The sequence below is a fragment of the Vibrio sp. YQ_11 genome (assembly GCF_043103065.1).
In the GTDB taxonomy this organism is placed as follows: Bacteria; Pseudomonadota; Gammaproteobacteria; order Enterobacterales; family Vibrionaceae; genus Vibrio; species Vibrio parahaemolyticus.
On sequence record NZ_JBICJM010000011.1, the window covers coordinates 54,839 to 78,150 of the forward strand.

Below are 23,312 nucleotides of genomic sequence, written 5' to 3' on the forward strand. Positions count from 1 at the left end.
ACACTAACAATCAAGTCTCACTAAAGGTATCTCTATGAAGCGTTTCTTATTGCTACTGTGTGCCCTACTCTCCTTTTCCGCTCTGGCCGCACCAAAAGCCGACTTATGGCCTTATTGGCAGCAGTCCAACGGGGTCAACCAAACCTCAATCTCTCATCTGGAGTGGCAACAGTTACTCGACAGCTATCTAGTTACCCGAGGTGACAACACTCTATTTCGTTACAACCAAGTCTCGTTCGCCGATAAAACAAAGTTAAAGCAGTACATTCAACGTCTCGCTAGTTTAAATCCATTGCAATACCGCCAAGCCGAGCAATACGCATATTGGGTAAACCTGTACAACGCGTTGACGGTTGACCTAATTTTGGATAACTACCCGATAACGTCGATCACCAAGTTAGGCGGGCTGTTTAGCTTTGGCCCATGGGATCAAGATGTCATCACCATTAACGGAAAAAGTCTGACCTTAAATGATATTGAGCACCGAATTTTACGACCAATCTGGCAAGACCCAAGAACGCACTACGCTGTCAATTGTGCAAGCCTAGGCTGCCCGAATCTTCAAACTCAAGCTTTTACCGCTGAGAATACTCAAACCTTGCTAGAGAGTGCCACAAAGACCTTTATCAACAGCAAAAAAGGCGTCTCTATTGAAGGTGATACGGCGAAAATATCTTCAATTTATGAGTGGTTTGCCGTTGATTTTGGTGGTGAGGAAGAGGTGTTTAACCACATCAGAAAGTACGCGCCACAATACAACCATTTTTCAGGTCGGGTGAAGTACGACTACGATTGGAACTTGAACCAAGCCGACTGATTTATCCATCCTTGTTCAGCTTGAGATGCTTTTAGCCACCGATAACCCAAAAGCTAAAAAAGGGCACCAAGTGCCCTTTTTACTTTCTAGTTTGCTTGCTAGTTTTGGCTTACTTAAAGCCTTTTACCTTTTTAATCAAATCGTAAGCGTTTTGAATTTCTTGCGATTTTTCTTTTGCGACGTTCATCATTTCTGGCGGTAAACCTTTGGCCATCAACTTATCAGGGTGATGCTCATTCATTAACTTACGGTAAGCTCGTTTAACGGTTTTACCGTCCGCCTCTGGTGACACATCCAAAATTTTGTACGCATCGGCCAATTGATCCGCCTGTGAGGCTTGCTGCCAACCTGACGACTGGTATTGACCTTGTTGCTGGCCATGGAAACCACCTTGATGTTGGAAACGGAACGCCGCTTCTTGCATTTGCAGGCGACGCTCTAGTTGCTCAGATGAGAAACCTAAACCACGAGCAATTTTGTGCAGCACATTACGTTCGCTTGGATGGATAGCTCCATCAGCAAAAGCAGCGGAAATTTGCAGTTCAAGGAAGAATTGCAGTAAATCAAAACGGCCAGCGGTCGAGATTTTTACACGCACCAGCACATCTTCTAATGGGAAATCACTCTCTTTCCCTTCGCGGAATGCATCTTGCGCCGCACGGCGTTGTTCGCCATGCAAATTCATACGATCCATCATGGCAGTCGCAAGTTGGATCTCTTCTTTAGTGACCTGACCTTTGGCTTTTGCCACATGTCCCATTACTGCAAACGCCGCTTTAAAGAATTCTTCCTGACGCTGTGCCTGACTCGGTCCTTTTCCAAAGCCACCTGTAGAGAACCCAGCTTGACTTAAACGTCGGGCTTTATCGAATTGGTGACCAATAAATAAACCAAACAGCAAACCGAATGGACCACCCAGTAACAAGCCAAAAAAGGCACCCAGAATTTTGCCAAAAATATGCATTATGTGTTCTCTATCAATGAATTTTTATCGACGACGACGGTCTTATAGTGCCGGATGGAACGATTTCCTTTATGATAATGGAATTAGTTTTATTTCGGCTAGGCCATTTCGCCTGCTTATCTTTGCAGCTATTTTTGTCGTCATTATGCCATAGCAAATCAATACGCTGGGACAATTGCGACTATAGTTGATTCATTTGGCTATGACGCTAGGGTACAACAAGCCCTATAGCCATCGAGTAGTAGTGACACAGGAAAGTTCAATTCAATGCAACATTTCTCCCGCACATTTATAGCGGCCTCTATCAGCACCGCCTTGTTTGTACCCACCACTCAAGCTGAAGCGAATATAAATGATAGTGTGCAGGAAATGCCCGCCACAGATCAATGTTTGGTCGAAACAAGTGGCGAGGAGGACGCTCTTAATACCCCAGTAGTGGTAGAAGCGGACAACCTGCAAGCCATTAATGGTGACAAAGCACAATACTCTGGAAACGTCCAAGTAACGCAAGGTCCGAAGAAAATCACCGCAGATAGCGTAACCCTGCACCAACAAGACAACATGGTGGTGGCAGAAGGCAACGTGACCTTCAATGACGGACAAGTTAAAGCCCGTTCAGATCGTGTTACCAACGACATCAACCAAGATACCTTCTCGCTTGAAAACACCGAATACCAATTTCTTTGCCAACAAGGTCGTGGTACTGCTGCTTACATTGCGCGTACAGGTCAGTCTGTCTATGAACTAGAAGATGGCTCAATCACATCATGTCCGGAAGGCGATAATTCATGGCGTTTGGTTGCGTCTGGTATTGACGTAGACCAAGACGAAGAGACCGCCACGCTGCACCACCCTCGTTTTGAGATCATGGATGTGCCCGTGTTTTACGTGCCATACATGACTATGCCTATTGGTAATACGCGTAAAACCGGTTTCCTATTCCCTTCTCTTTCTTACGGTTCTAGTGACGGTATGGAAGTGGAAGTGCCATTTTACTGGAACATCGCACCTCAATACGACATGACACTCACTGCACTCTACATGCAGCAACGTGGCACCAAACTCGACACCGATTTCCGTTACCTAACCGATGGTTGGGGTGAAGGTAAACTGAAAGGCGAATACCTCAACAGCGATAAAAAATATCAAGATGATTCTCGCTGGGGTTACCAAGTTAAGCACGATGGTATTATCAATAAACAGTGGATTGTTAAAGTTGATTACTCACAAGTCAGTGACATTGATTACTTCCTAGATTTGGACTCTGACATCGGTAACCGTGAAGACGGCCAGTTAGTCCAAGAAGGACATGTGCAGTACCGTTCAGATTTCTGGGATGCGTCTTTAACCGTTCGAGATTTCCAAATCCTCTTGAAAGAAGAAAACCGTCCATATCGTTTGCTTCCTCAATTAGATTTGAACTACTACACGCCGTTGTGGGGTGATCACCTTAACTTCGACGTAAAAAGCCAAGTCAGCCGTTTTGACACTAGTGATACCGCTCGACCAAACGCGACTCGCGTTCACATAGAGCCGGGACTAACCATGCCGCTGTCAAACTCTTGGGCCACTTGGACAACGGAAGCGCGCGTACTTTCCACTTACTACTCTCAAGACCTTACTGGCTTGACAGACGTGGACTTGAAAAACCAGCTTGATGAACAAGTTTCTCGTGTTATTCCTGAGTTCCGTACCCATGCTCAGATTTACTTAGAGCGTGACACCAGTTGGATCAAAGGCTACACACAAACGCTAGAACCACAGCTTCAGTACCTTTACGTACCAGAAGAAGATCAAACCAACATCTACAACTACGATACAACGCTGCTGCAAACTGACTACTACGGTCTATTCCGCAGTCGTAAGTACAGTGGTATTGATAAAATCGCATCGGCTAACCAGCTGAGCTACGGTGCAAGTACACGCTTCTTTGATGATGACTACAAAGAACGTTTGAACGTGTCGTTTGGTCAGATCTACTACTTCGATAAGAAGACGAAAATCAGCAATAGCCCGAACATTCCAGACGAGACAACCAACTACTCTTCATGGGCAGTTGAAGCTGATTTCAACTACAACGACTACCTGTTCTATCACGGTGGCGTTCAGTACGACATCGACTTAAGCTCAATGCAGCTTGCCAACAGTACGTTGGAATATCAGTTTAACGGCGGCTTTATTCAAGGTAACTACCGCTATGTCACTCGCGAATACATCGAAGATACGATCATTCTCGAAAACCTCGACACTATTACTCGTAAAGGTATTTCACAAGCAGGTATCGTAGCGGCATACGAGTTCAACCGTAACTGGTCTGCAAGCGGTCAGTACTACTATGACCTAAATGAAAATACCGATATGGAATGGCTAGCAAGCCTGCGTTACCAATCTGATTGTTGGTACATTGGTTTGACATACTCTAACCAATTACTCGGTTGGGAAAATCAAGCTATCGGCAGTACGGGCTCCTCTCCTGAATACGAAAACAACTTTAGTGTTAACTTCGGTATTCAAGGCTTTGCGACAAATCAAAGCACCGGTACAGCAGTCAAAGAACTGGATGGTTCCGACAACGCGATTAAATACGGTCGCCCATTCTATTTGAACAATTAATCGAATTAAGCGTCTTACTCTAAATAAGACGCTTCTTCAAAAAATACTGACGGAATTTTAAATGAAAATTTGGAAATCAATCTTATTCACGACCCTACTCTCTTGTGGAGCAGTAGCAGCACCGGTAGAGCTTGATAAGGTTGCTGTCATCGTTAACGACGGTGTCATTCTACAAAGCGACATCAATACTGCGATGAAAACCCTACAAGCCAATGCTCGTCAAAGCGGAAAAAGTCTACCTTCGGCAAGCGTGCTCAAAGAGCAAGTGGTAGAAAAACTGATCATCGATACGCTGCAAGGCCAAGAAGCTGACCGTATTGGTGTACGCATCGACGATAACCGTCTAAACCAAGCCATCGCAGAAATCGCACGCAACAATAACCAAAGCGTGGAAGAACTGGCAGCATCAGTGCAAGCAGAAGGCCTAAGCTACCCAGAGTTCCGCGAGCAAATCCGTAAAGAAATTGCAGCGTCAGAAGCTCGTAATGCGCTAGTTCGTCGCCGAATCAATATCCTTCCAGCAGAAGTTGATAGCCTTGCAGACCAGCTAGCGAAAGAAACCAACGCAACCGTGCAATACAAAATCGGTCATATCCAACTGCGTTTCACCGACGGTCAAGATAAATCAGAAGTAGAAGCACAAGCGAAAGCCCTGGTTAAAAAACTGAACGACGGCGCAGACTTCACCGAAATGGCTTACACCTACTCTAAAGGTCCGAAAGCTCTCCAAGGTGGTGATTGGGGGTGGATGCGTAAAGAAGAAATGCCAACCATCTTTGCTGATCAAATCAAGATGCAGAACAAAGGCAGCATCATTGGTCCATTCCGTAGTGGTGTTGGTTTCCACATCCTAAAAATTGAAGATGTGAAGGGTCTAGAAACCGTTGCGGTGACGGAAGTTAACGCTCGCCATATTCTGATCAAACCAACCGTGATTCTTAGTGATGAAGGCGCTAAAAAGCAGTTGAATGAATTCGTTCGTCGCATCAAAGCTGGCGAAGCGACCTTTGCTCAATTGGCCTCACAATACAGCCAAGACCCAGGCTCTGCGGCTCAAGATGGTGAACTTGGTTACCAAACACCGGATCTTTATGTTCCTGAATTTAAACACCAAGTTGAAACGCTACCAGTTGGCTCAATCAGTGAACCATTCAAAACGGTTCATGGCTGGCACATTGTTGAAGTGTTAGACCGACGCCAAGTCGACCGCACAGATTCAGCAATGAAGAATAAAGCTTACCGCATTCTATTCAATCGTAAGTTTAATGAAGAAGCAGGCGCATGGATGCAAGAGCTGCGTGCAAGTGCGTTTGTTGAAATCGTGGATGACAACAATGACAACTAATTCAATTCGCAGAATTGTCGTAACCGCAGGGGAACCTGCGGGCATCGGCCCTGACTTAGTGCTGGCTCTATCAAAAGAAGATTGGGCACACCAGATTGTCGTCTGCGCAGATAAAAACATGTTGCAGGAACGTGCCAAAATGCTTGGCATTGATGTCCAACTCTTTGATTACAATCCTGAAGAAGCACCTAAGGCGCAAAAAGCGGGCACACTTATCGTTGACCACGTTGAAATTTCGGAAAACGCGATTGCTGGTCAACTTAATGAAGCCAACGGCCACTACGTATTAAAAACGCTAGAAAGAGCCGCTTTGGGCTGTATGAATGATGAATTTGATGCTATTGTCACCGGCCCTGTTCACAAGGGGGTGATCAATCGCGCAGGTGTTGCATTTAGTGGTCATACTGAATTCTTTGCCGAGAAATCAAATACACCGTTAGTGGTGATGATGTTGGCAACAGAAGGACTGCGTGTCGCATTGGTTACCACACATATTCCATTGGCGTATGTGTCAAAAGCGGTCACCGAAGAGCGACTAGAGAAGATTATCGATATTCTTCATAAAGACCTCGTAGAAAAATTTGCCATCGCAGAGCCAAACATCTATGTTTGCGGGCTTAATCCTCATGCAGGTGAAGATGGCTGTTTAGGTCGTGAAGAGATCGAAACCATCACTCCGACACTGGAAAAGATTCAAAAAGAAAAAGGTATCAAGCTGATCGGCCCACTGCCGGCAGATACCATTTTCAATGAAAAATATTTAAACGATGCAGATGCTGTTTTAGGCATGTACCACGACCAAGTATTGCCGGTATTAAAATACAAAGGCTTTGGACGTTCAGTAAACATTACTCTTGGTCTACCTTTTATTAGAACCTCGGTAGATCACGGTACTGCATTAGAGCTGGCAGGGACAGGTCAAGCGGATACAGGGAGCTTCCGAACAGCGCTCACGCATGCGATAGAATTGGTAGAGAAGAAACAATGAGAAATGATGTCCATTTAGGACACAAAGCGCGTAAACGTTTTGGTCAAAACTTCCTGAACGATCCATACATTATTGATGGCATCGTATCAGCAATTAACCCAAAGCCAGGTCAGAATCTGGTTGAGATCGGCCCGGGTCTTGGTGCAATCACAGAACCCGTTGGCCGTGAAGTAGATAAGTTCACCGTCATCGAACTGGACCGTGACTTAGCCGAGCGTTTACGTAACCACCCTGATTTGGCAGACAAACTAACGATTCATGAAGGCGACGCAATGCGCTTTGACTTCACTCAGTTAGTGAAGCCAAACAACAAGCTGCGTATCTTCGGTAACTTGCCGTACAACATCTCTACACCTTTGATGTTCCACCTATTTGAATTCCATAAAGACATTCAAGACATGCACTTTATGCTTCAAAAAGAAGTGGTGAATCGCTTGGCAGCAGGCCCGGGTAGTAAAGCTTACGGTCGTCTAACGGTAATGGCGCAGTACTACTGTAAAGTTGTACCTGTACTAGAAGTACCACCAACCGCATTTGTTCCGCCACCGAAAGTAGACTCCGCTGTTGTTCGCCTAGTACCTTATGAAGAGCTACCATGCCCAGCGAAAGATCTACGTTTACTCGATCGAGTTTGTCGTGAAGGCTTTAACCAACGCCGTAAAACCGTGCGTAACTGCTACAAATCTCTGTTGAGCGCAGAAGTTCTGGAAGAGCTAGGTGTAAACCCAAGCATGCGTCCAGAAAACCTAACGCTACAACAATTCGTCGCGATGGCGAACTGGCTAGCGGACAACCCGCAGCACTAATAACTCAAACAATAAGCCAAACCCTTGCCGGTTTGGCTTATTATTAAGTTTATCAAGGAGTGCACATGGACGTCATTCAACCCTGCATCAAGATTCAAGTTCACACCAAATACATCGAAGAGCAATCCAATCCAGAGCTACAACGCTTTGTTTTCGCCTACGTCATTACCATTAAAAACCTCAGCCAGCAGACAGTGCAGCTCATAAGTCGCCGATGGTTGATTACCGATTCCAACGGTAAACAAATGACGGTAGAGGGAGAAGGTGTTGTTGGGCAGCAGCCGTTTATTCCAAGCAACGATGAATACACTTACAGCAGTGGTACCGCGTTAGAAACGCCTGTTGGTGTCATGCAAGGACACTACAAAATGCTGGATGAAAAAGGCCAGGAATTCATCACTGAAATTGAGCCATTTCGTTTAGCGATTCCGAACGTTTTAAATTAATAAGATTGGAGATTCAGTGGCTACCTATATCGTTGGTGACATCCAAGGCTGTTTTGACGAACTACAGCAGCTACTCAAGCGCGTCAACTTTTCCACTCAACATGACCAACTTTGGCTCGCAGGAGATTTGGTGGCTCGCGGCCCGAAATCACTCGAAACACTGCGCTTCGTAAAGTCACTCGGTGACAGCGCAAAAGTCGTACTCGGCAATCATGACTTGCATTTACTGGCAGTATCCTACGGCCTGAAAAAGCGAAAAGACAAAGATAAAACGACCCCTATTTTCCTCGCTAAAGACCGCGAAGAACTGCTCTCTTGGCTAGCTAAACAACCTCTTCTGGCAGAGCACGACGAGTTTGTGATGTGTCATGCGGGTATTTCACCGCAATGGGATTTAGAAACAGCAAGACAATGCGCTCGCGAAGTAGAACGTATTATCCAAGGCGAAGAGTTGCCGTGGTTGCTAAAAAATATGTACAGCAACTTACCAGATCTTTGGGATGACTCACTGGAAGGTCTAGATCGCTACCGCTATATCATCAATGCCTTTACAAGAATGCGTTTCTGCTTTTCTGATGGTCGTTTAGATATGGACTGCAAACTGCCTCCGCAAGAAGTCACAGGTGACCAATTGGTACCTTGGTTTGAACTGCCGCACCGCATACCGTTAGAAAAAACAGTGTTATTCGGCCACTGGGCAGCATTGCAGGGCTATATCGATGAAAAAGTCATTGGACTCGATACAGGTTGTGTCTGGGGTGGTTCGCTGACGATGATCCGTTGGGAAGACAAACAACTCTTTACCCAAGACGCTCTCGATTAATCACTAGATCGTTACTCCAAAAACAAAAAGCACCGTGGTTACGGTGCTTTTTTCTATTCTGCTTCGAGAGACTTTTCTAACTATTGCTTTTCTAAAATCGTAAAACGCATGTTGTAAGCGTTTTTCTCATCCGCTTGGTAGGTTTCAGAATATGTCTCTTTGAACTCATTACCCCAGTCTGGGAACTGGGTGTCACCTTCAACTACAGCATCAATATGTGTGACATACAGTTTATTTGCCATCGCTAAACAAGAAGCGTAGATAGCACCACCACCAATGATCATTACTTCTTCAACATCACCTGCAGCCTCTAACGCTTTTTCAACTGAAGTCACCGTCGTAACGCCTTCAATACTCAATGATTCATCTCGGCTAATGACAATATTCAAACGTCCTGGCAAAGGGCGACCAATTGAATCGTAAGTCTTTCTTCCCATTACGACGGGCTTCCCCATCGTACAACGTTTAAACCAAGCAAAATCCGCAGGAAGATGCCAAGGCATTTGATTATCTTTGCCAATAACGCGGTTGTCTGCCATCGCGGCAATCATACTAATGATCATGTCGGGTCCTTATACTATCGGTCTGCGGCGGTAGAATAACAGCCCAGGAACTGCGAGGCCAACTGCTAAACCAGCAATAATAAACATGGCTTTAAGAAAGTTCTCCATGCAGGTCGCAATTAACTCTGGCGAGTAACCCAAATGGTTAATCTCCACCATCGCAATCATCGCTTTGTAAGCAAAAACGCCCGGCACCATAGGTATCAATGCAGCGACAGTAAACACTTTTGGATGAGCCAAAAAGCGGTGAGACCAATGAACCCCTATCATGCCAACCAAGGTGGCAGCGAAGAAGGTCGCCCACTCAATCGGTACTCCAAACTGCATCATCAAGTAACGGCTTCCGTGACCAATCGCACCACCTACCGCGCAATAGATCAAAGCTCGCTGTGGCACATTAAACACCAACGCAAAGCCGACTGCAGGGATGGCAGCAAAAAACATGTCATTGAGCAAACCGAGCGTTAAATCAAAAATATTCATTAAATTGCCCACCCCCAAATACCAGTTACACTCATTGCCGCCACAATGCCCAAACACGTTGCTAACGTCAGCAAACTGGCCATTACAAACCGGGCAATACCCATGTTAATGTGACCTTTTAGCATGTCTGCTACCGAATTAATCAGTGGAAAACCAGGCACCAACATCAACACCGACGATGCCATCGCTACGGTTGGTAAATTACCAATTTGATAAATTTCAGCTTGAGCAGAAATCAACGTGGTTACAAATGCGGTAGCAGCAAAGTTAAGTAATGGATTGAAGTGACGATGGCCAATCTCTTGGCGCACGATCATGCCACCAGCCGAGGCCAAGAAGGTCATAATAAATACGCCCCAATCGCCACCCGCTAAATGGCTGAATGCCGCGCATGATAAGCCAATCATAAGCACCACTAGCCAGCGGTTGTACCGTTCTGGGCTGATGGTATTCAGTTTTTTCTGCGCCATGGCAGCATCGAGTAACCCGCGCTCCATCATGATACAGATGCGTTGAATTTGCGTAATAACGCGCATGTTGATGCCACGATCGGCACAGCTTCGAGTAGTGGTGATGCAGTGTCCATCCATTACGGTCGTGACAACCAAGGCATTGGCTGAGAGGGCTACAGCCACTTCATGCACGCCACAAGCTAAGCCAATACGACGCATGATATCGCACACAAGCGTACTTTCTGCGCCATGGGCCAACAGCATTTGTCCGGCTTGAGCGACAAGTCGAGAAATGGAGCGTTGGTTAGATACCGTCAACTCTCCAGACGGTATGGTTTCTAGATTCATAGATAGGTCTAAGTCCTTTTAGGGTGTTGCTTACTCTCACGTGAAGGAGGTCAAACAATCCCGAATCATCACGCGAAGCCACTATTGTGCCGCAAATCACATCATCTAAATATGATTTAGATACAAAAAAAGCCGCAATAGATTTTGCGGCTTTATTAAATTGTCTAGCAAGACATCGCTTGGAGAGAACAATTAGTCACGAACGTAGACAACGTGACCGTCATCTTCTTCGTCATCCCAATCATCCCAGTCGTCGTCATCTTCAGTAACAACGTCTTTTCCTGCCATTGCATCTTTATGGTAATCATCCCACATGAAGTTAACTTTATCTTCTTCAGCCACTTCTTCCTCTTCGCGAGGTAGGTTTTCCATAAAGTCAGCAAGTTTGTAGCAAAGCTCTTTTGTGCCAGAACGGTTGATCGCAGAGATCTTGAAGTACTCATCTTCCCAACCTAGCGCATCCAAGATCTCTTGGATCTTTTCATTCGCTTCTTCTTCAGGCATCAGATCAACTTTGTTGAACACCAACCAGCGAGGTTTGCTTGCCAGTTTTTCACTGTACTGCTCTAGCTCATCAATGATGGTTAGTGCATTTTGTACAGGATCAGACTGATCAATCGGCATGATATCAATCATGTGCAGCAACACTCGGCAACGTTCTAGGTGTTTCAAGAAACGAATACCTAGACCCGCACCATCAGCAGCCCCTTCGATAAGCCCCGGGATGTCAGCAACCACAAAGCTCTTTTCAGGAACAACACTCACCACACCCAAGCTTGGGATTAACGTGGTAAACGGGTAGTCTGCTACTTTTGGTTTTGCCGCTGATACCGCGCGAATAAACGTCGATTTACCTGCGTTTGGCAAGCCAAGCATACCAACGTCCGCCAACAGCAGTAGCTCAAGACGGATTTCACGAATTTCACCTTTCGTACCTAGCGTTCTTTGACGAGGCGCTCGGTTTACTGAAGATTTGAAACGCGTGTTACCAAGACCGTGCCAGCCGCCTTTCGCAACCATCACTTTCTTACCGTGCTCAGCAACTTCTGCCACAATTTCGTTAGTGTGGATATCCACTGCGCGAGTACCCACTGGTACGCGAAGAACAATGTCTTTACCACGTTTACCAGTACAGTTACCACCGCGACCGTTTTCACCACGCTCCGCTTCGTAGAAGCGTTGGAAACGGTAATCAATTAGGGTATTTAGGTTTTCATCAGCTTGGATGTAAACATCACCGCCGTCACCACCATCACCGCCGTCAGGGCCGCCTTTAGTGATGAATTTTTCACGCCAGAAACTGACAACGCCGCTACCGCCATCACCAGCCTGAACTTTTACTACCGCTTCATCTACGAACTTCATCTTTTACTCCGACTACTTCGTGCGTGGATTAAATCTACTGTGTCATCCGACAATTTTAGCAGATGACAGATCTAAGCTCCCAGATTCAAATCGCCTCGGATTCTAACGAGAAACTTCGATATATCGACTGCCATAAATAAAAAACCCCGCCGATTCGGCAGGGCTTTTGAATTCAGCTTAAAGCTATTAAGTAACTTGGTAAAAACCTAATTACTCAGCTTCGATGCTTACAAACTTACGGTTCTTAGGACCTTTCACTTCGAACTTCACTTTACCTTCAGTAAGAGCGAATAGAGTGTGGTCTTTACCGATACCTACGTTGTTACCAGCGTGGAACTTAGTACCACGTTGACGAACGATGATGTTACCTGCAAGTACAGATTCACCACCGAAACGCTTAACACCTAGACGTTTGCTTTCTGAATCGCGGCCGTTACGAGTAGAACCACCAGCTTTTTTGTGTGCCATTGTTAAACTCTCCTAATAGATTAAGCGTTGATACCAGTGATCTTCACTTCAGTGAACCACTGACGGTGACCCTGTTGCTTACGAGAGTGCTTACGACGACGGAACTTAACGATTTTAACTTTATCGCCACGACCGTGTTGTACAACTTCAGCAACAATTTTGCCGCCCTCTACAAGAGGAGCACCAACTTTGATGTCTTCGCCGTTAGCAACAAGAAGAACTTTATCAAATTCTACAGTTGCACCAGTTTCAACGTCTAATTTCTCTAAACGAAGAGTTTGACCTTCGCTTACACGGTGTTGTTTACCACCAGATTGGAAAACAGCGTACATATTTTACTCCGCTTTTTCCGCACAGCCTTTTCATGAGGGTGTGCGCTAAACTAATCATCAATAGGGCGCAGATTCTACAGAAGAGATGCCCCTATGACAAGCCATATTTTGAAAAAATTGGCGAAAAGCTAATCGCCAAAGAAAAGTGCGGCAATCATGCCCTTTAGTAATGTATTAATCAACGTTTTTTAGTGTATTATTCGACAATTATATAAATCGAATAAGCCTTGCAGGGTCTAACTTCAGCCGGATATACGATGGATTTTAAAACTATCCAAGCGCTTACTGCCGATGACATGGCAAAAGTGAATGAAACAATTCAAGCCCAACTAAATTCTGATGTCTCTTTAATCAACCAGCTCGGTTTCTATATCGTGAGTGGTGGAGGCAAACGTCTACGACCGTTACTGGCAATATTGTCAGCACGTGCATTGGGGTACCAAGGCACTGGCCATACGATGGCAGCGGCGTTTATCGAGTTCATCCATACAGCGACTTTGCTGCACGATGATGTCGTGGACGAATCAGACATGCGCCGTGGAAAAGCGACAGCGAATGCTGCGTTTGGTAATGCCGCGAGCGTACTTGTTGGGGACTTTATTTACACTCGCTCATTTCAGATGATGACTGAGCTAGGATCCATGAAGATCCTTCAACTAATGAGTAATGCAGTAAATGTGATCGCCGAAGGTGAAGTTCAACAGTTGATGAACTGTAACGATCCTGACACGACCGAAGAAAGCTACATGCAAGTCATCTACTCAAAGACTGCACGCTTGTTCGAGTCTGCAACGCAAATTGGCGCGATCTTAAATGATGCTCCAGAACACGTTGAATTGGCTCTGCAGAATTATGGTAAATACCTAGGCACTGCATTCCAGCTTATTGATGATGTAATGGACTACACATCCGATGGCGAAGACATGGGCAAAAATGTTGGTGATGATTTGGCTGAAGGAAAACCGACTCTGCCTCTGTTGCATGCAATGCGTAATACGACGCCAGAAAATGCGCTGATGATTCGCGAGGCGATTGAAAAAGCCAATGGCATGGAACGCTTAGATGAAATCCTAGCCGTTATGAAAGAGGCCGGTTCGTTAGAATACACTACGCAGAAAGCGTTAGAAGAAGCAGATAAGGCGATCGCTGAACTGGAAGTACTACCAGAATCAGAATACAAAGAAGCGCTTATCACGCTGGCTCATGTTGCGGTAAAACGCACTCGCTAGCACCACCAGACCCTTTAGCAAGAAAAACAAAAGGAAGAGCATTTCGCTCTTCCTTTTTCGTCTCAGCTCTAGACAATTTCAACGACTCTGACTAATAATATCGTTCGCTTCCACCGTGCAGCTGTGGATCGTCCTCTATCTCATCAAAACTCACTGCTATCTGTTGATCTGAGCCTTGCTTGGATAACAAAACGGTCTCTGCTTCACGGTCGACAACCAAAATCGTACCGACGCCTTCTTGGCACTCAACAACCATGCCTTTTCGGATTCGACTTGCTTCCATCATCTTCTCCTTAACAATGTTGTTTTGGTTCGCTTGTGATACGTAATTCAGAGCAAAAAGATCAAAAAAGCCGATCCTAAGATCGGCTTTCTTCTTAATTCGCGTTATAGAGATTATTTAGCGAATTCAACACCAATGTTGATGTCGCCATTTAGCGTTTCTAGCATTCCATCTAGTGCCGCTTTTTCGAAGTCGCTCAATTCGCCGTAGCTTAGTACTTCTTCTACGCCTTCTTTGCCCAGCTTCACAGGTTGTGCAAAGTAAGGTGCGTGCTCGCTGTCACCTTCAACGTAAGCACACTCAACAACGCCTTCTTCACCTTGAAGAGCTCGTACAAGTGCTAGACCGAAACGACAAGCCGCTTGGCCCATAGAAAGTGTCGCACTACCGCCACCCGCTTTTGCTTCAACAACTTCTGTGCCTGCGTTTTGAATACGCTTAGTCAGAGCTTCTACTTCTTCAGCTGTAAACTCCACACCTTCTACTTGAGAAAGAAGAGGAAGAATTGTCACGCCAGAGTGACCACCGATAACTGGTACACGGATATCGCTAGGATCTTTGCCTTTTAGCTCAGCAACAAACGTTTCTGAACGGATCACGTCTAGTGTGGTAATACCGAATAGGCGACGCTTGTCGTAAACGCCCGCTTTCTTCAGAACTTCAGCAGCGATTGGCACTGTTGTGTTCACTGGGTTAGTGATGATACCTACACATGCTTTAGGACAAACAACCGCAATCTTTTCAGCGAGTGATTTCACAATACCAGCGTTTACATTGAACAGATCCGCACGATCCATGCCCGGCTTACGAGCAACACCCGCAGAGATAAGAACTACATCTGCACGTTCTAGCGCAGGAGTTGGATCTTCACCAGCGTAACCTTTGATCGATACTGGTGTTGGGATGTGGCTAAGATCTGCTGCTACGCCAGGCGTAACTGGAGCAATATCGTATAGGGCTAAATCAGAACCAGCAGGAAGACGGTTCTTAAGCAGAAGGGCAAGGGCTTGACCGATGCCACCAGCGGCACCAATAACGGCTACTTTCATGTAGTTCTCCTTGAGAGTATTTCTCTTATAAACGTATTCGTAGGGTAGTTTGTAACCAACTGAAATAAGCTATCGGAATCACAACTTGATTACAATCAATTAACGCCAGCTTTGCGACCTCGCGCAACTCGCTGTTGTCGTGCTACAAATGAAGGTTGGATTATTCTTTTATTCTGTTGAAATGACAAGAAATTCAATAGGACAAAACGAGACTGGTTGAATTACCTTAAAGAATCCTGTTCTGTTTATGGTTTACAGTGATGCAACTAACAGAATGCCGGGACTTTTTGGCACTGCATGAATATATATGCGAGAATATGCAAAATTGCTGACACGTACTAAGAGAATCATAATGACTATGCGCAATTCAGAGAAACAAGATAACCTAGTCCGCGCCTTTAAAGCCCTGCTAAAAGAAGAGAGCTTTGGCTCACAGGGTGAAATTGTTGACGCACTCAAGCAGCAAGGCTTTGAAAGCATTAACCAATCTAAAGTTTCACGTATGCTGACCAAGTTTGGTGCTGTTCGTACTCGTAACGCAAAAATGGAAATGGTGTACTGCCTACCGGCTGAGCTGGGCGTACCAACAGTAAGCAGCTCTCTACGTGAACTGGTTTTAGACATCGATCACAATGCGGCATTGGTTGTCATTCACACAGGTCCTGGCGCAGCACAGCTTATTGCTCGCCTACTCGACTCGTTAGGTAAATCCGAGGGTATTCTTGGCGTAGTAGCGGGTGACGATACCATTTTTATTACCCCTACAATGCCAGTATCAACTGAACAATTGTTCAAGTCTGTATGTGAGCTATTCGAGTACACAGGCTAAGACCGACGAACATTGGTTTAAGTAACTCTTTGTGGGCTATGAAAGAAGTACTATTTTGTAGCCCATTATTTATGTAAACAAATTGCTTCATGTGACTACTTTTTACTCACCACTTTTGTGATTAATATCACGCAATTGATCTTTTTCACCATCTTGCCTTATTCACACCTAACTAACTGTTATAAAAAGAATTAAATCAAAGATCAATCACCATACCCTGTCGCAAGCTTTAGACTTATTCGCTATAACATTTAACATTCGGATAATTTTCTGCCAATTTTTTGTTATGATTTGCTCGCTTTTTCAAACAATTGGATTGGAAAAGATGCCGTTTCCAAATAGGAAACTCCAGAAGTGATTTATGGTTATTTCCGGGTAAATAATGAATATAAGGAAGGGAAATTCATGGCATTTAACAAACTTCTCAAAGTAGGCGCTATCGCTGCAGCTGTAATGGGCGCAGGCGCAGTTAACGCTCAAGAGTTTATTACTATCGGTACTGGCTCGGTAACTGGTGTTTACTACCCTACTGGTGGTGCTATCTGTAAGTTGGTAAATAAAGGTCGTAAAGACCACAACATCCGTTGTTCAGTAGAATCAACTGGTGGCTCAATTTACAACGTTAACACTATCCGTGCAGGCGAATTAGATTTTGGTATCGTGCAATCGGATTGGCAGTACCACGGCTACAACGGTACGAGCAAGTTTGCGGAACAAGGCCCGTACAAAAAACTGCGTGCAATGTTCTCTCTTCATACTGAACCTTTCAACATCATCGCACGTGCTGACTCTGGCATCGAAAACGTTCAAGACCTAGCTGGTAAGCGTGTCAACATCGGTAACCCAGGTTCTGGTGACCGCGCGACAATGGGCGTAGTAATGGATGCAATGGGCTGGACAAATGACAGCTTCAAACTTGCTTCAGAGCTAAAAGGCTCAGAGCGTTCTCAAGCCCTTTGTGACAACAAAATTGATGCGTTCATCTACATGGTTGGCCATCCAAACGGTTCAATCAAAGAAGCAACAACATCATGTGATGCGAAGCTAGTGCCTGCAACTGGTCCTAAGATCGACAAGATCGTCGCAGATAACCCGTACTACGCATTCAGCACAGTGCCGGCTGGTATGTACCGTGGTACAGATAAAGACGTGAAGAGCTTTGGTGTTGCGGCAACAATGGTAACAACATCTGATGTTTCTGATGAAGTTGCATACAACGTTGCTAAAGCCGTGTTCGAGAACTTCGACACCTTCAAACGTCTGCATCCAGCTTTTGCTAACCTGAAAAAAGAAGACATGGTGAAAGCAGGTATTTCTATCCCTCTTCACCCTGGTGCAGAAAAATACTACAAAGAAGTGGGTCTAATTAAGTAAGCACTCACTTATTTCAATCTCAGGCAGAAAAAGATGGTTTTCTGCCTGATTGAGTATGCTGGTTGTAGCACGTTGAACCGGCATGCTTTGTTCATTTGCCAGTTTTTCTTAGAACTGCGCACTCAATACCCAAGAAAACACTTTAACGCCGCCAACAAAGCACTCGGTACTCTTGCTTTGTGATTCGGCAGCGGAATACTCGAAAGCAAACTTCGCTCCATTCACTACACTGATAAAGGCGAAGTGTGGTTCTCGATAGAAGAACGGACAGGACCATCAATAATAAGGAAAAAGTACATGGCGACGAATAAGACTCCGTCTCAAGATGTGCAAGAAATGGTGGCTCAAGCAGACACGGGCGCACGTAACCCTTCGGGAGTGCAAGGACGAATCCTTTGGTTAGTCCCTCTGTGTTGGTCACTATTTCAATTATGGTACGCCTCCCCGCTACCATTTATTTTCAATTTTGGCGTACTGAATGACACTGAAGCGCGAGCGATTCACCTCACTTTCGCGATATTTTTGGCCTTCACTGCTTATCCAGCAATGAAGAACTCTCCGCGTGATCACATTCCTCTTGTGGATTGGATTCTCGCGTTAGCGGGTAGCTTTTCGGCTGCCTATATCTACCTTTTCTACACCGAACTCGCAGGACGTTCCGGCGCGCCCACCACTGCCGATATTGTGGTTGCGGTCGTTGGCATGATATTGCTACTTGAAGCGACTCGTCGTGCATTAGGGCCTCCGCTAATGGTTGTGGCCGCCGTGTTCCTGACTTACACATTTGCTGGCCCATACATGCCAGATGTCATAGCCCACAAAGGCGCAAGCTTAGGTAAAGCGATGTCGCATCTGTGGCTAACCACCGAAGGGGTATTTGGTGTTGCGTTAGGTGTATCCACTTCTTTCGTATTCTTGTTTGTACTGTTTGGCGCGATGCTAGAGCGTGCGGGTGCGGGTGCTTACTTCATTAAAGTCGCATTTTCTCTACTTGGTCATATGAAAGGCGGCCCAGCTAAAGCCGCGGTTGTCGCATCTGGTCTATCGGGTCTGGTTTCAGGCTCATCGATCGCAAACGTCGTAACCACGGGTACTTTTACCATTCCATTGATGAAACGAGTCGGCTTCCCGGGCACAAAAGCGGGTGCCGTTGAAGTGGCAGCGTCAACCAATGGTCAGCTCACCCCGCCAATCATGGGCGCGGCAGCGTTTTTGATGGTGGAATACGTTGGGATTTCTTACGTAGAGGTTATCAAAGCGGCATTACTTCCAGCGCTGATTTCCTACATCGCGTTGATTTACATCGTTCACCTTGAAGCATGTAAAGCGGGCATGACTGGCTTACCTCGTCGTCATAATCCAACGTTACTGCAAAGCCTACTTTCATTCACGGCTACCATTTTAGGTCTGTGTGTAATCAGCGCTTTGGTGTACTACGGTGTAGGTTGGACGAAAGATGTCTTTGGCGACGCAGCGACTACGATAGTAACGATCGCGCTACTCATCGCCTACGTCGGCCTCGTAAAAATTTCTGCGAACCACATGAAAGATGGCGCAATTGAGATTGATGCGGAGCTGACTGAAGTGCCAGATCCGGGTCCTACAGTGAAGTCTGGCTTACACTACCTGCTACCTATAGTGGTACTGGTTTGGTGTTTAACAGTAGAGCGCTTCTCACCTGGCTTATCAGCATTTTGGGCGACCGTCTTTATGGTCTTCATTTTGCTAACGCAACGCCCTCTGATGGCGTTACTTGCGAAAGAAGGCGACCTAGTACAACAAACCAAAGAGGGTTTTGTCGATCTCGCTGAAAGCTTGGTGGCTGGTGCTCGCAACATGATCGGTATCGGTGTCGCAACTGCGGCGGCAGGTACGGTTGTTGGCGTTGTGACGCTAACTGGTATCGGCTTGGTGATGACGGACTTTGTTGAGTTTATCTCTGGCGGTAGTGTCATCCTAATGCTGCTGTTTACTGCGGTTATCAGTCTGATTCTCGGTATGGGCCTGCCTACCACAGCAAACTACATTGTAGTATCAACGCTAATGGCGCCAGTTATCGTAACGCTCGGCGCAGCGCACGGTCTTATCATTCCACTGATTGCGGTGCACTTGTTCGTGTTCTATTTCGGTATTCTCGCCGATGATACACCACCGGTCGGTCTGGCTGCCTTTGCCGCTGCAGCAATCGCGAAGTCCGATCCAATTCGTACCGGTATCCAAGGCTTTACCTACGATATTAGAACCGCCATTCTGCCATTCATGTTTGTTTTCAATACCCAATTATTGTTGATGGGTATCGATTCTTGGTGGCATTTAGCACTCACGGTAATCTCTTCCATCATTGCGATGCTGATCTTCTCTGCCGCTACGCAGGGATGGTGGCTGACTCGTAACAAGTGGTGGGAAACCGTCCTATTATTAGTATTAACTTTCTCATTCTTCCGACCTGGTTTTTGGTGGGACATGTTATACCCAGCGAAAGTTCTTTCTCCTGGGGTTGAGATAGCTCAAATCACGGAAAACCTAAATGTAGGAGAATCCATTGAGTTACGTGTTGCCGGACAAAACCTCGAAGGCGAATACGTCGAGAAAACGGTACGTCTGCCATTCGAAGACAGAGCAACGACGGCTGAAGAGCGTATCTCTTCAATGGGTCTGATGCTGACTGAGAACGACGGCAAAATGGTCGTCGACATGGTTGAATTTGGTAGCCCTGCGGAGTCATCTGGTATCGACTTTGATTGGGAAATCAAATGGGTCGTTCAAGACGCAGATCGTCCAATGAAAGAATGGGTATTTGTACCTTGCTTGATTCTTCTGCTGGTACTTGCCATGAACCAAAAACGTCGTGCTCGCAAGAAACAACTGAGCGCATAACCGATTTGGCCCCGCGGATCTGGGGCCTTAGTGAGAGACATTGAATGTATAAACAAATTCTTGTTCCGGTTGATCTAAATGACCAAGGCTTCTCAGACCGAGCGGTTGAACTGGCGGTGTGGCAAGCAAAACAAGCAAACGCAGAAATCCACCTGCTCACTGTTTTGCCAGGTATTCACATGTCGATGGTCGCCACTTACTTCCCAAAAGACGCAGCGGCGAAAATGAAGCAAGATGTGAAGCAGCAGCTAAAAGCATTTGCCAGCGAGCACATTGATGATGAAGTGATTTACAAAGTGCACGTTGCCGAAGGCAAAGCTTACGCAACAATTCTTGATTACGCCGAACGTTTGGGCGCAGACCTTATTATCATGCCAAGTCACAAGCGTTCGAAAATCAACAAAGTGATGCTTGGTTCTGTTGCAAGTAAAGTTGTGGAATATTCTCCAATCAATGTGATGGTAGTGAAGCCGCAAGGTTAAGCTTACGGCCACTCAAGAAAAGAAAAAAGGTTGATGCGAGCATCAACCTTTTTTGTATCTCTCATCATTATCCGGCGGCGCGAACGAAGGCCTGTAGGGTCTTGCTGGGATGTTCGGCAGTCAGGGCATCAATCTCACCCACCGCTTCTACTTTTCCGTTAGCAACAAAGACAAAGTGACTCGCAATCGCTTTGGCATCACTAAGATGATGCGTAACCATCAACACGGTAATTCCCCGCTCCGCGGCCAGTTTTTTTACCAAGCTCAGCATCTCTTCACGCAACACCGGATCAAGTGCCGAGAAAGGCTCATCCAACAGCCACATGGAATGAGGCTGAACAAAACAACGCGCTAAGGCAACACGTTGACGCTGCCCTCCAGAAAGGTGCTCAGGCAAACGGTCGAGGTACTCTGCAACGCCAACTTGCTGCGCAGCTTGTTCAACCTGACGTTTTTGGTCTACCGTGAGCTTTAGTCCCGGGTGTAAACCTAAGCCAATGTTGTCACGCACCGACAAGTGAGAAAACAAGTTATGCTCTTGGAACAGCATGGAGAAAGGACGCTGATAAGGCTCTTTGCGCACAATCGACTCACCATCAACCCGAATGTCACCTTGGTCAGGATGGATGAATCCTGCAACCAGAGCCAGCAAGGTTGATTTCCCTGCCCCACTCGGCCCCATCAACGATACAATCTGACCACGTTCAATGCTCAACTCAAAACGAAACAGTTCACGTTGGTAGGTGTACTGCACATCATCCAACACTAGCATTATGCTTTCTCCTTCGCTTTCAATACTTTCTCTATCAAGGCAAAACAGCCCACACTCAACAACAATAGCGTCACGGACACCACCGCAGCGGCGTCCATCTGATAACTGCCAAGCAACTGGAACAAATACAGAGGTAAGGTACGAAATTCTTGTCCACCAAACAGCGCTATCGCGCTTAAATCCCCTATTGCAAACATAAAGCTGATCGCAAACGCATGTGCAAACGGCTTGCGCAGCGCCTGCCACTCCACCACTTTAAATCGTTGCCAGCCACGCATGCCTAAGCTGGCACATACATACTGATACTGTTGCTCAACGTGCAGCATCGGTTGCACTAGCGTTTTGATCACGTAAGGCAAAGCCATCAAACCATTCACCAAAATCACGACAAAAAACGCCAAGCTAAAAACATCGGTAAATGATCGCAGTAGTAAGAATAGGCCAGTGCTAATCACCAGCCCCGGCGTCACTAGAATAATGGTACCGATTAACTCTATCTGATCAGCTCGCGTGTTTTTATACTGCAAACGCCAACGGCGACTGGTCAACAATATAGACACTCCCGCAGCGACCGCAAGCGCACTGGCTAACCCTGCAACTTTGAGCGAGTTAGATAACGCAGACCAAAAACGTTCATCGGTTAACACCGTCCAAACTTGTTGGTTGATACCACTCAGTAACACCATCAGTAACGGCGGTATCACCAGTAAAAAGGCACCTATGATCCAAAAGCTATCCCAAGCTTTTGACCACCCATGATCCTTCGTTAAAAATTGCTGTACCGATGTGCTGCCAGCACTGATAGCAACAGGCTTTGTTAACTTCTGTACTCCAATCGCAAGTAGTCCACACAACAGCATCTGCCACAACGCTAATAACGCACCAGCTTGCAAATCAAAATCAAACTTAATCGCTTGATAGATGGCTAGCTCAATAGTGGTGGATTTTGGCCCGCCACCCAGCGCCATCACAGTGGCAAAACTGGTGAAGCACAACATAAATACCAAGCCACAAACGTGAGGAAGTTGCTGCCTTAAACGCGGCCATTCCACCCAGCGAAACTTATCCCAATGGCTCATACCAAGATGCGCACACAGCTTGTGTTGCTCAGCAGGGATAGACTCCAAGGCTTGCAGCAGCAAGCGGGCCGCGTAAGGTAAATTAAAGAACACATGGGCAAGTAAGATGCCATTCAAACCATAAATAGAAAATGGAAGTTTGGTGTCGAAACCTTGCAGCCATTGCGCTAACAAACCGCTATTGCCATAAATCGCTAATAGCCCAAAAACACCAACCAAAACCGGCAAAACCAGTGTCGATGCAAATAGCTTAAGCAGTAATGATTTACCCCAAAATTGGCGACGCGAAAGCGCGTGCGCAACTGGAATGGCAAAACCAACACTGAGCAATGTGGAAAGAAAAGCTTGGTAAAAGCTGAACTTGGTGACATGTTGATAATACGGGTCGTCCCATACCACAGACACATCAAGTGAAGGGGCTTGAACAATCAAAGCACCTAGGGCAGAAATAACAAAGGTCGCGATGATCATCGCGACCCCTAAACCTATTTTTGGAACAGAATTCAAAGGTAAAACCTATCTCAT

23 protein-coding genes are annotated in these 23,312 nt (G+C 46.0%); 12 read left to right on the plus strand and 11 right to left on the minus strand.

Annotation, left to right across the window (positions count from 1 at the left end; translation table 11 throughout):
• Positions 1 to 34 precede the first annotated feature (34 nt).
• Positions 35 to 817, plus strand: coding sequence for a DUF547 domain-containing protein (locus ACF8EG_RS08510; RefSeq protein ID WP_140057543.1), 783 nt, complete (start codon positions 35 to 37; stop codon positions 815 to 817).
• A 109-nt stretch (positions 818 to 926) separates the two neighbouring features.
• Here the strand turns inward: ACF8EG_RS08510 and djlA are convergent, their stop codons facing one another.
• Positions 927 to 1,781 carry a co-chaperone DjlA gene (gene djlA / locus ACF8EG_RS08515; RefSeq protein ID WP_005459635.1) on the minus strand — a complete coding sequence of 285 codons (855 nt, stop codon included), beginning with the start codon at positions 1,779 to 1,781 and terminating at the stop codon, positions 927 to 929.
• A gap of 267 nt (positions 1,782 to 2,048) precedes the next feature.
• Between djlA and lptD the strand changes: the two genes are divergently transcribed.
• The 6 genes from lptD (at position 2,049) to apaH (ending at position 8,802) form a co-directional block, all read left to right on the plus strand.
• Positions 2,049 to 4,394, plus strand: coding sequence for an LPS assembly protein LptD (gene lptD / locus ACF8EG_RS08520; protein WP_276419664.1), 2,346 nt, complete (start codon positions 2,049 to 2,051; stop codon positions 4,392 to 4,394).
• Positions 4,395 to 4,455: 61 nt separating this feature from the next.
• Positions 4,456 to 5,739, plus strand: a complete 1,284-nt coding sequence (surA, locus tag ACF8EG_RS08525) for a peptidylprolyl isomerase SurA (protein ID WP_005459625.1) — start codon at positions 4,456 to 4,458, stop codon at positions 5,737 to 5,739.
• Positions 5,729 to 6,727: a 4-hydroxythreonine-4-phosphate dehydrogenase PdxA gene (gene pdxA, locus ACF8EG_RS08530; protein ID WP_029802775.1), complete on the plus strand. Its 999-nt coding sequence runs from the start codon at positions 5,729 to 5,731 to the stop codon at positions 6,725 to 6,727. Before surA ends, pdxA begins: the two co-directional genes overlap by 11 nt.
• Positions 6,724 to 7,533 (plus strand): 16S rRNA (adenine(1518)-N(6)/adenine(1519)-N(6))-dimethyltransferase RsmA, encoded by an 810-nt coding sequence (gene rsmA, locus ACF8EG_RS08535; RefSeq protein ID WP_005459622.1) that lies wholly within the window; start codon positions 6,724 to 6,726, stop codon positions 7,531 to 7,533. Before pdxA ends, rsmA begins: the two co-directional genes overlap by 4 nt.
• A 65-nt stretch (positions 7,534 to 7,598) precedes the next feature.
• A complete protein-coding gene (gene apaG / locus ACF8EG_RS08540) occupies positions 7,599 to 7,979 on the plus strand; it encodes a Co2+/Mg2+ efflux protein ApaG (RefSeq protein ID WP_005459620.1) in 381 nt (126 codons plus the stop codon).
• A gap of 16 nt (positions 7,980 to 7,995) precedes the next feature.
• On the plus strand, positions 7,996 to 8,802 hold the full coding sequence (apaH, locus tag ACF8EG_RS08545; protein ID WP_005480531.1) for a bis(5'-nucleosyl)-tetraphosphatase (symmetrical) ApaH: 807 nt from the start codon (positions 7,996 to 7,998) through the stop codon (positions 8,800 to 8,802).
• An 80-nt stretch (positions 8,803 to 8,882) separates the two neighbouring features.
• Here the strand turns inward: apaH and folA are convergent, their stop codons facing one another.
• The 6 genes from folA to rplU all read right to left on the minus strand — a co-directional run bounded on the left by folA (position 8,883) and on the right by rplU (position 12,813).
• Positions 8,883 to 9,365 carry a type 3 dihydrofolate reductase gene (gene folA / locus ACF8EG_RS08550; RefSeq protein WP_005459612.1) on the minus strand — a complete coding sequence of 161 codons (483 nt, stop codon included), beginning with the start codon at positions 9,363 to 9,365 and terminating at the stop codon, positions 8,883 to 8,885.
• 9 nt (positions 9,366 to 9,374) lie between these two features.
• Positions 9,375 to 9,848 (minus strand): threonine/serine exporter family protein, encoded by a 474-nt coding sequence (locus ACF8EG_RS08555; RefSeq protein WP_005459611.1) that lies wholly within the window; start codon positions 9,846 to 9,848, stop codon positions 9,375 to 9,377.
• Positions 9,848 to 10,648 (minus strand): threonine/serine exporter family protein, encoded by an 801-nt coding sequence (locus ACF8EG_RS08560; protein ID WP_005459610.1) that lies wholly within the window; start codon positions 10,646 to 10,648, stop codon positions 9,848 to 9,850. The genes ACF8EG_RS08555 and ACF8EG_RS08560 overlap by 1 nt, the downstream gene beginning before the upstream one ends.
• A gap of 192 nt (positions 10,649 to 10,840) precedes the next feature.
• Positions 10,841 to 12,013, minus strand: a complete 1,173-nt coding sequence (cgtA, locus tag ACF8EG_RS08565; RefSeq protein ID WP_005489537.1) for an Obg family GTPase CgtA — start codon at positions 12,011 to 12,013, stop codon at positions 10,841 to 10,843.
• Positions 12,014 to 12,223: 210 nt separating this feature from the next.
• Positions 12,224 to 12,481, minus strand: a complete 258-nt coding sequence (rpmA, locus tag ACF8EG_RS08570) for a 50S ribosomal protein L27 (RefSeq protein ID WP_005383095.1) — start codon at positions 12,479 to 12,481, stop codon at positions 12,224 to 12,226.
• 20 nt (positions 12,482 to 12,501) lie between these two features.
• On the minus strand, positions 12,502 to 12,813 hold the full coding sequence (rplU, locus tag ACF8EG_RS08575; RefSeq protein ID WP_005383096.1) for a 50S ribosomal protein L21: 312 nt from the start codon (positions 12,811 to 12,813) through the stop codon (positions 12,502 to 12,504).
• A 257-nt stretch (positions 12,814 to 13,070) separates the two neighbouring features.
• On the opposite strand from rplU, the gene ispB reads away from it, so the two are divergent.
• The gene (gene ispB / locus ACF8EG_RS08580) at positions 13,071 to 14,042 is read left to right on the plus strand and encodes an octaprenyl diphosphate synthase (protein WP_005479642.1); all 972 of its coding nucleotides are present in this window, start codon (positions 13,071 to 13,073) and stop codon (positions 14,040 to 14,042) included.
• Between the two features lie 91 nt (positions 14,043 to 14,133).
• Here ispB and ACF8EG_RS08585 read toward each other — a convergent pair whose 3' ends face one another.
• Both ACF8EG_RS08585 and mdh read right to left on the minus strand, forming a co-directional pair.
• Positions 14,134 to 14,325, minus strand: coding sequence for a hypothetical protein (locus tag ACF8EG_RS08585; RefSeq protein WP_005479653.1), 192 nt, complete (start codon positions 14,323 to 14,325; stop codon positions 14,134 to 14,136).
• A 113-nt stretch (positions 14,326 to 14,438) separates the two neighbouring features.
• The gene (gene mdh, locus ACF8EG_RS08590; RefSeq protein WP_047732637.1) at positions 14,439 to 15,374 is read right to left on the minus strand and encodes a malate dehydrogenase; all 936 of its coding nucleotides are present in this window, start codon (positions 15,372 to 15,374) and stop codon (positions 14,439 to 14,441) included.
• A gap of 358 nt (positions 15,375 to 15,732) precedes the next feature.
• Between mdh and argR the strand changes: the two genes are divergently transcribed.
• The 4 genes from argR (at position 15,733) to ACF8EG_RS08610 (ending at position 20,936) form a co-directional block, all read left to right on the plus strand.
• A complete protein-coding gene (gene argR / locus ACF8EG_RS08595; protein ID WP_005430583.1) occupies positions 15,733 to 16,203 on the plus strand; it encodes a transcriptional regulator ArgR in 471 nt (156 codons plus the stop codon).
• 405 nt (positions 16,204 to 16,608) lie between these two features.
• On the plus strand, positions 16,609 to 17,577 hold the full coding sequence (locus ACF8EG_RS08600; RefSeq protein ID WP_021454067.1) for a TAXI family TRAP transporter solute-binding subunit: 969 nt from the start codon (positions 16,609 to 16,611) through the stop codon (positions 17,575 to 17,577).
• Positions 17,578 to 17,874: 297 nt separating this feature from the next.
• Complete coding sequence (locus ACF8EG_RS08605; protein ID WP_047732640.1) at positions 17,875 to 20,454, plus strand: TRAP transporter permease; 2,580 nt, start codon at positions 17,875 to 17,877, stop codon at positions 20,452 to 20,454.
• A 44-nt stretch (positions 20,455 to 20,498) separates the two neighbouring features.
• Positions 20,499 to 20,936 carry a universal stress protein gene (locus ACF8EG_RS08610; protein ID WP_005454686.1) on the plus strand — a complete coding sequence of 146 codons (438 nt, stop codon included), beginning with the start codon at positions 20,499 to 20,501 and terminating at the stop codon, positions 20,934 to 20,936.
• Positions 20,937 to 21,003: 67 nt separating this feature from the next.
• On the opposite strand, the gene thiQ is transcribed toward ACF8EG_RS08610, so the two are convergent.
• Positions 21,004 to 21,708, minus strand: coding sequence for a thiamine ABC transporter ATP-binding protein (gene thiQ, locus ACF8EG_RS08615; protein WP_025523364.1), 705 nt, complete (start codon positions 21,706 to 21,708; stop codon positions 21,004 to 21,006).
• The gene (thiP, locus tag ACF8EG_RS08620; protein ID WP_080346445.1) at positions 21,708 to 23,294 is read right to left on the minus strand and encodes a thiamine/thiamine pyrophosphate ABC transporter permease ThiP; all 1,587 of its coding nucleotides are present in this window, start codon (positions 23,292 to 23,294) and stop codon (positions 21,708 to 21,710) included. The genes thiQ and thiP overlap by 1 nt, the downstream gene beginning before the upstream one ends.
• Positions 23,295 to 23,312: the final 18 nt, after the last annotated feature.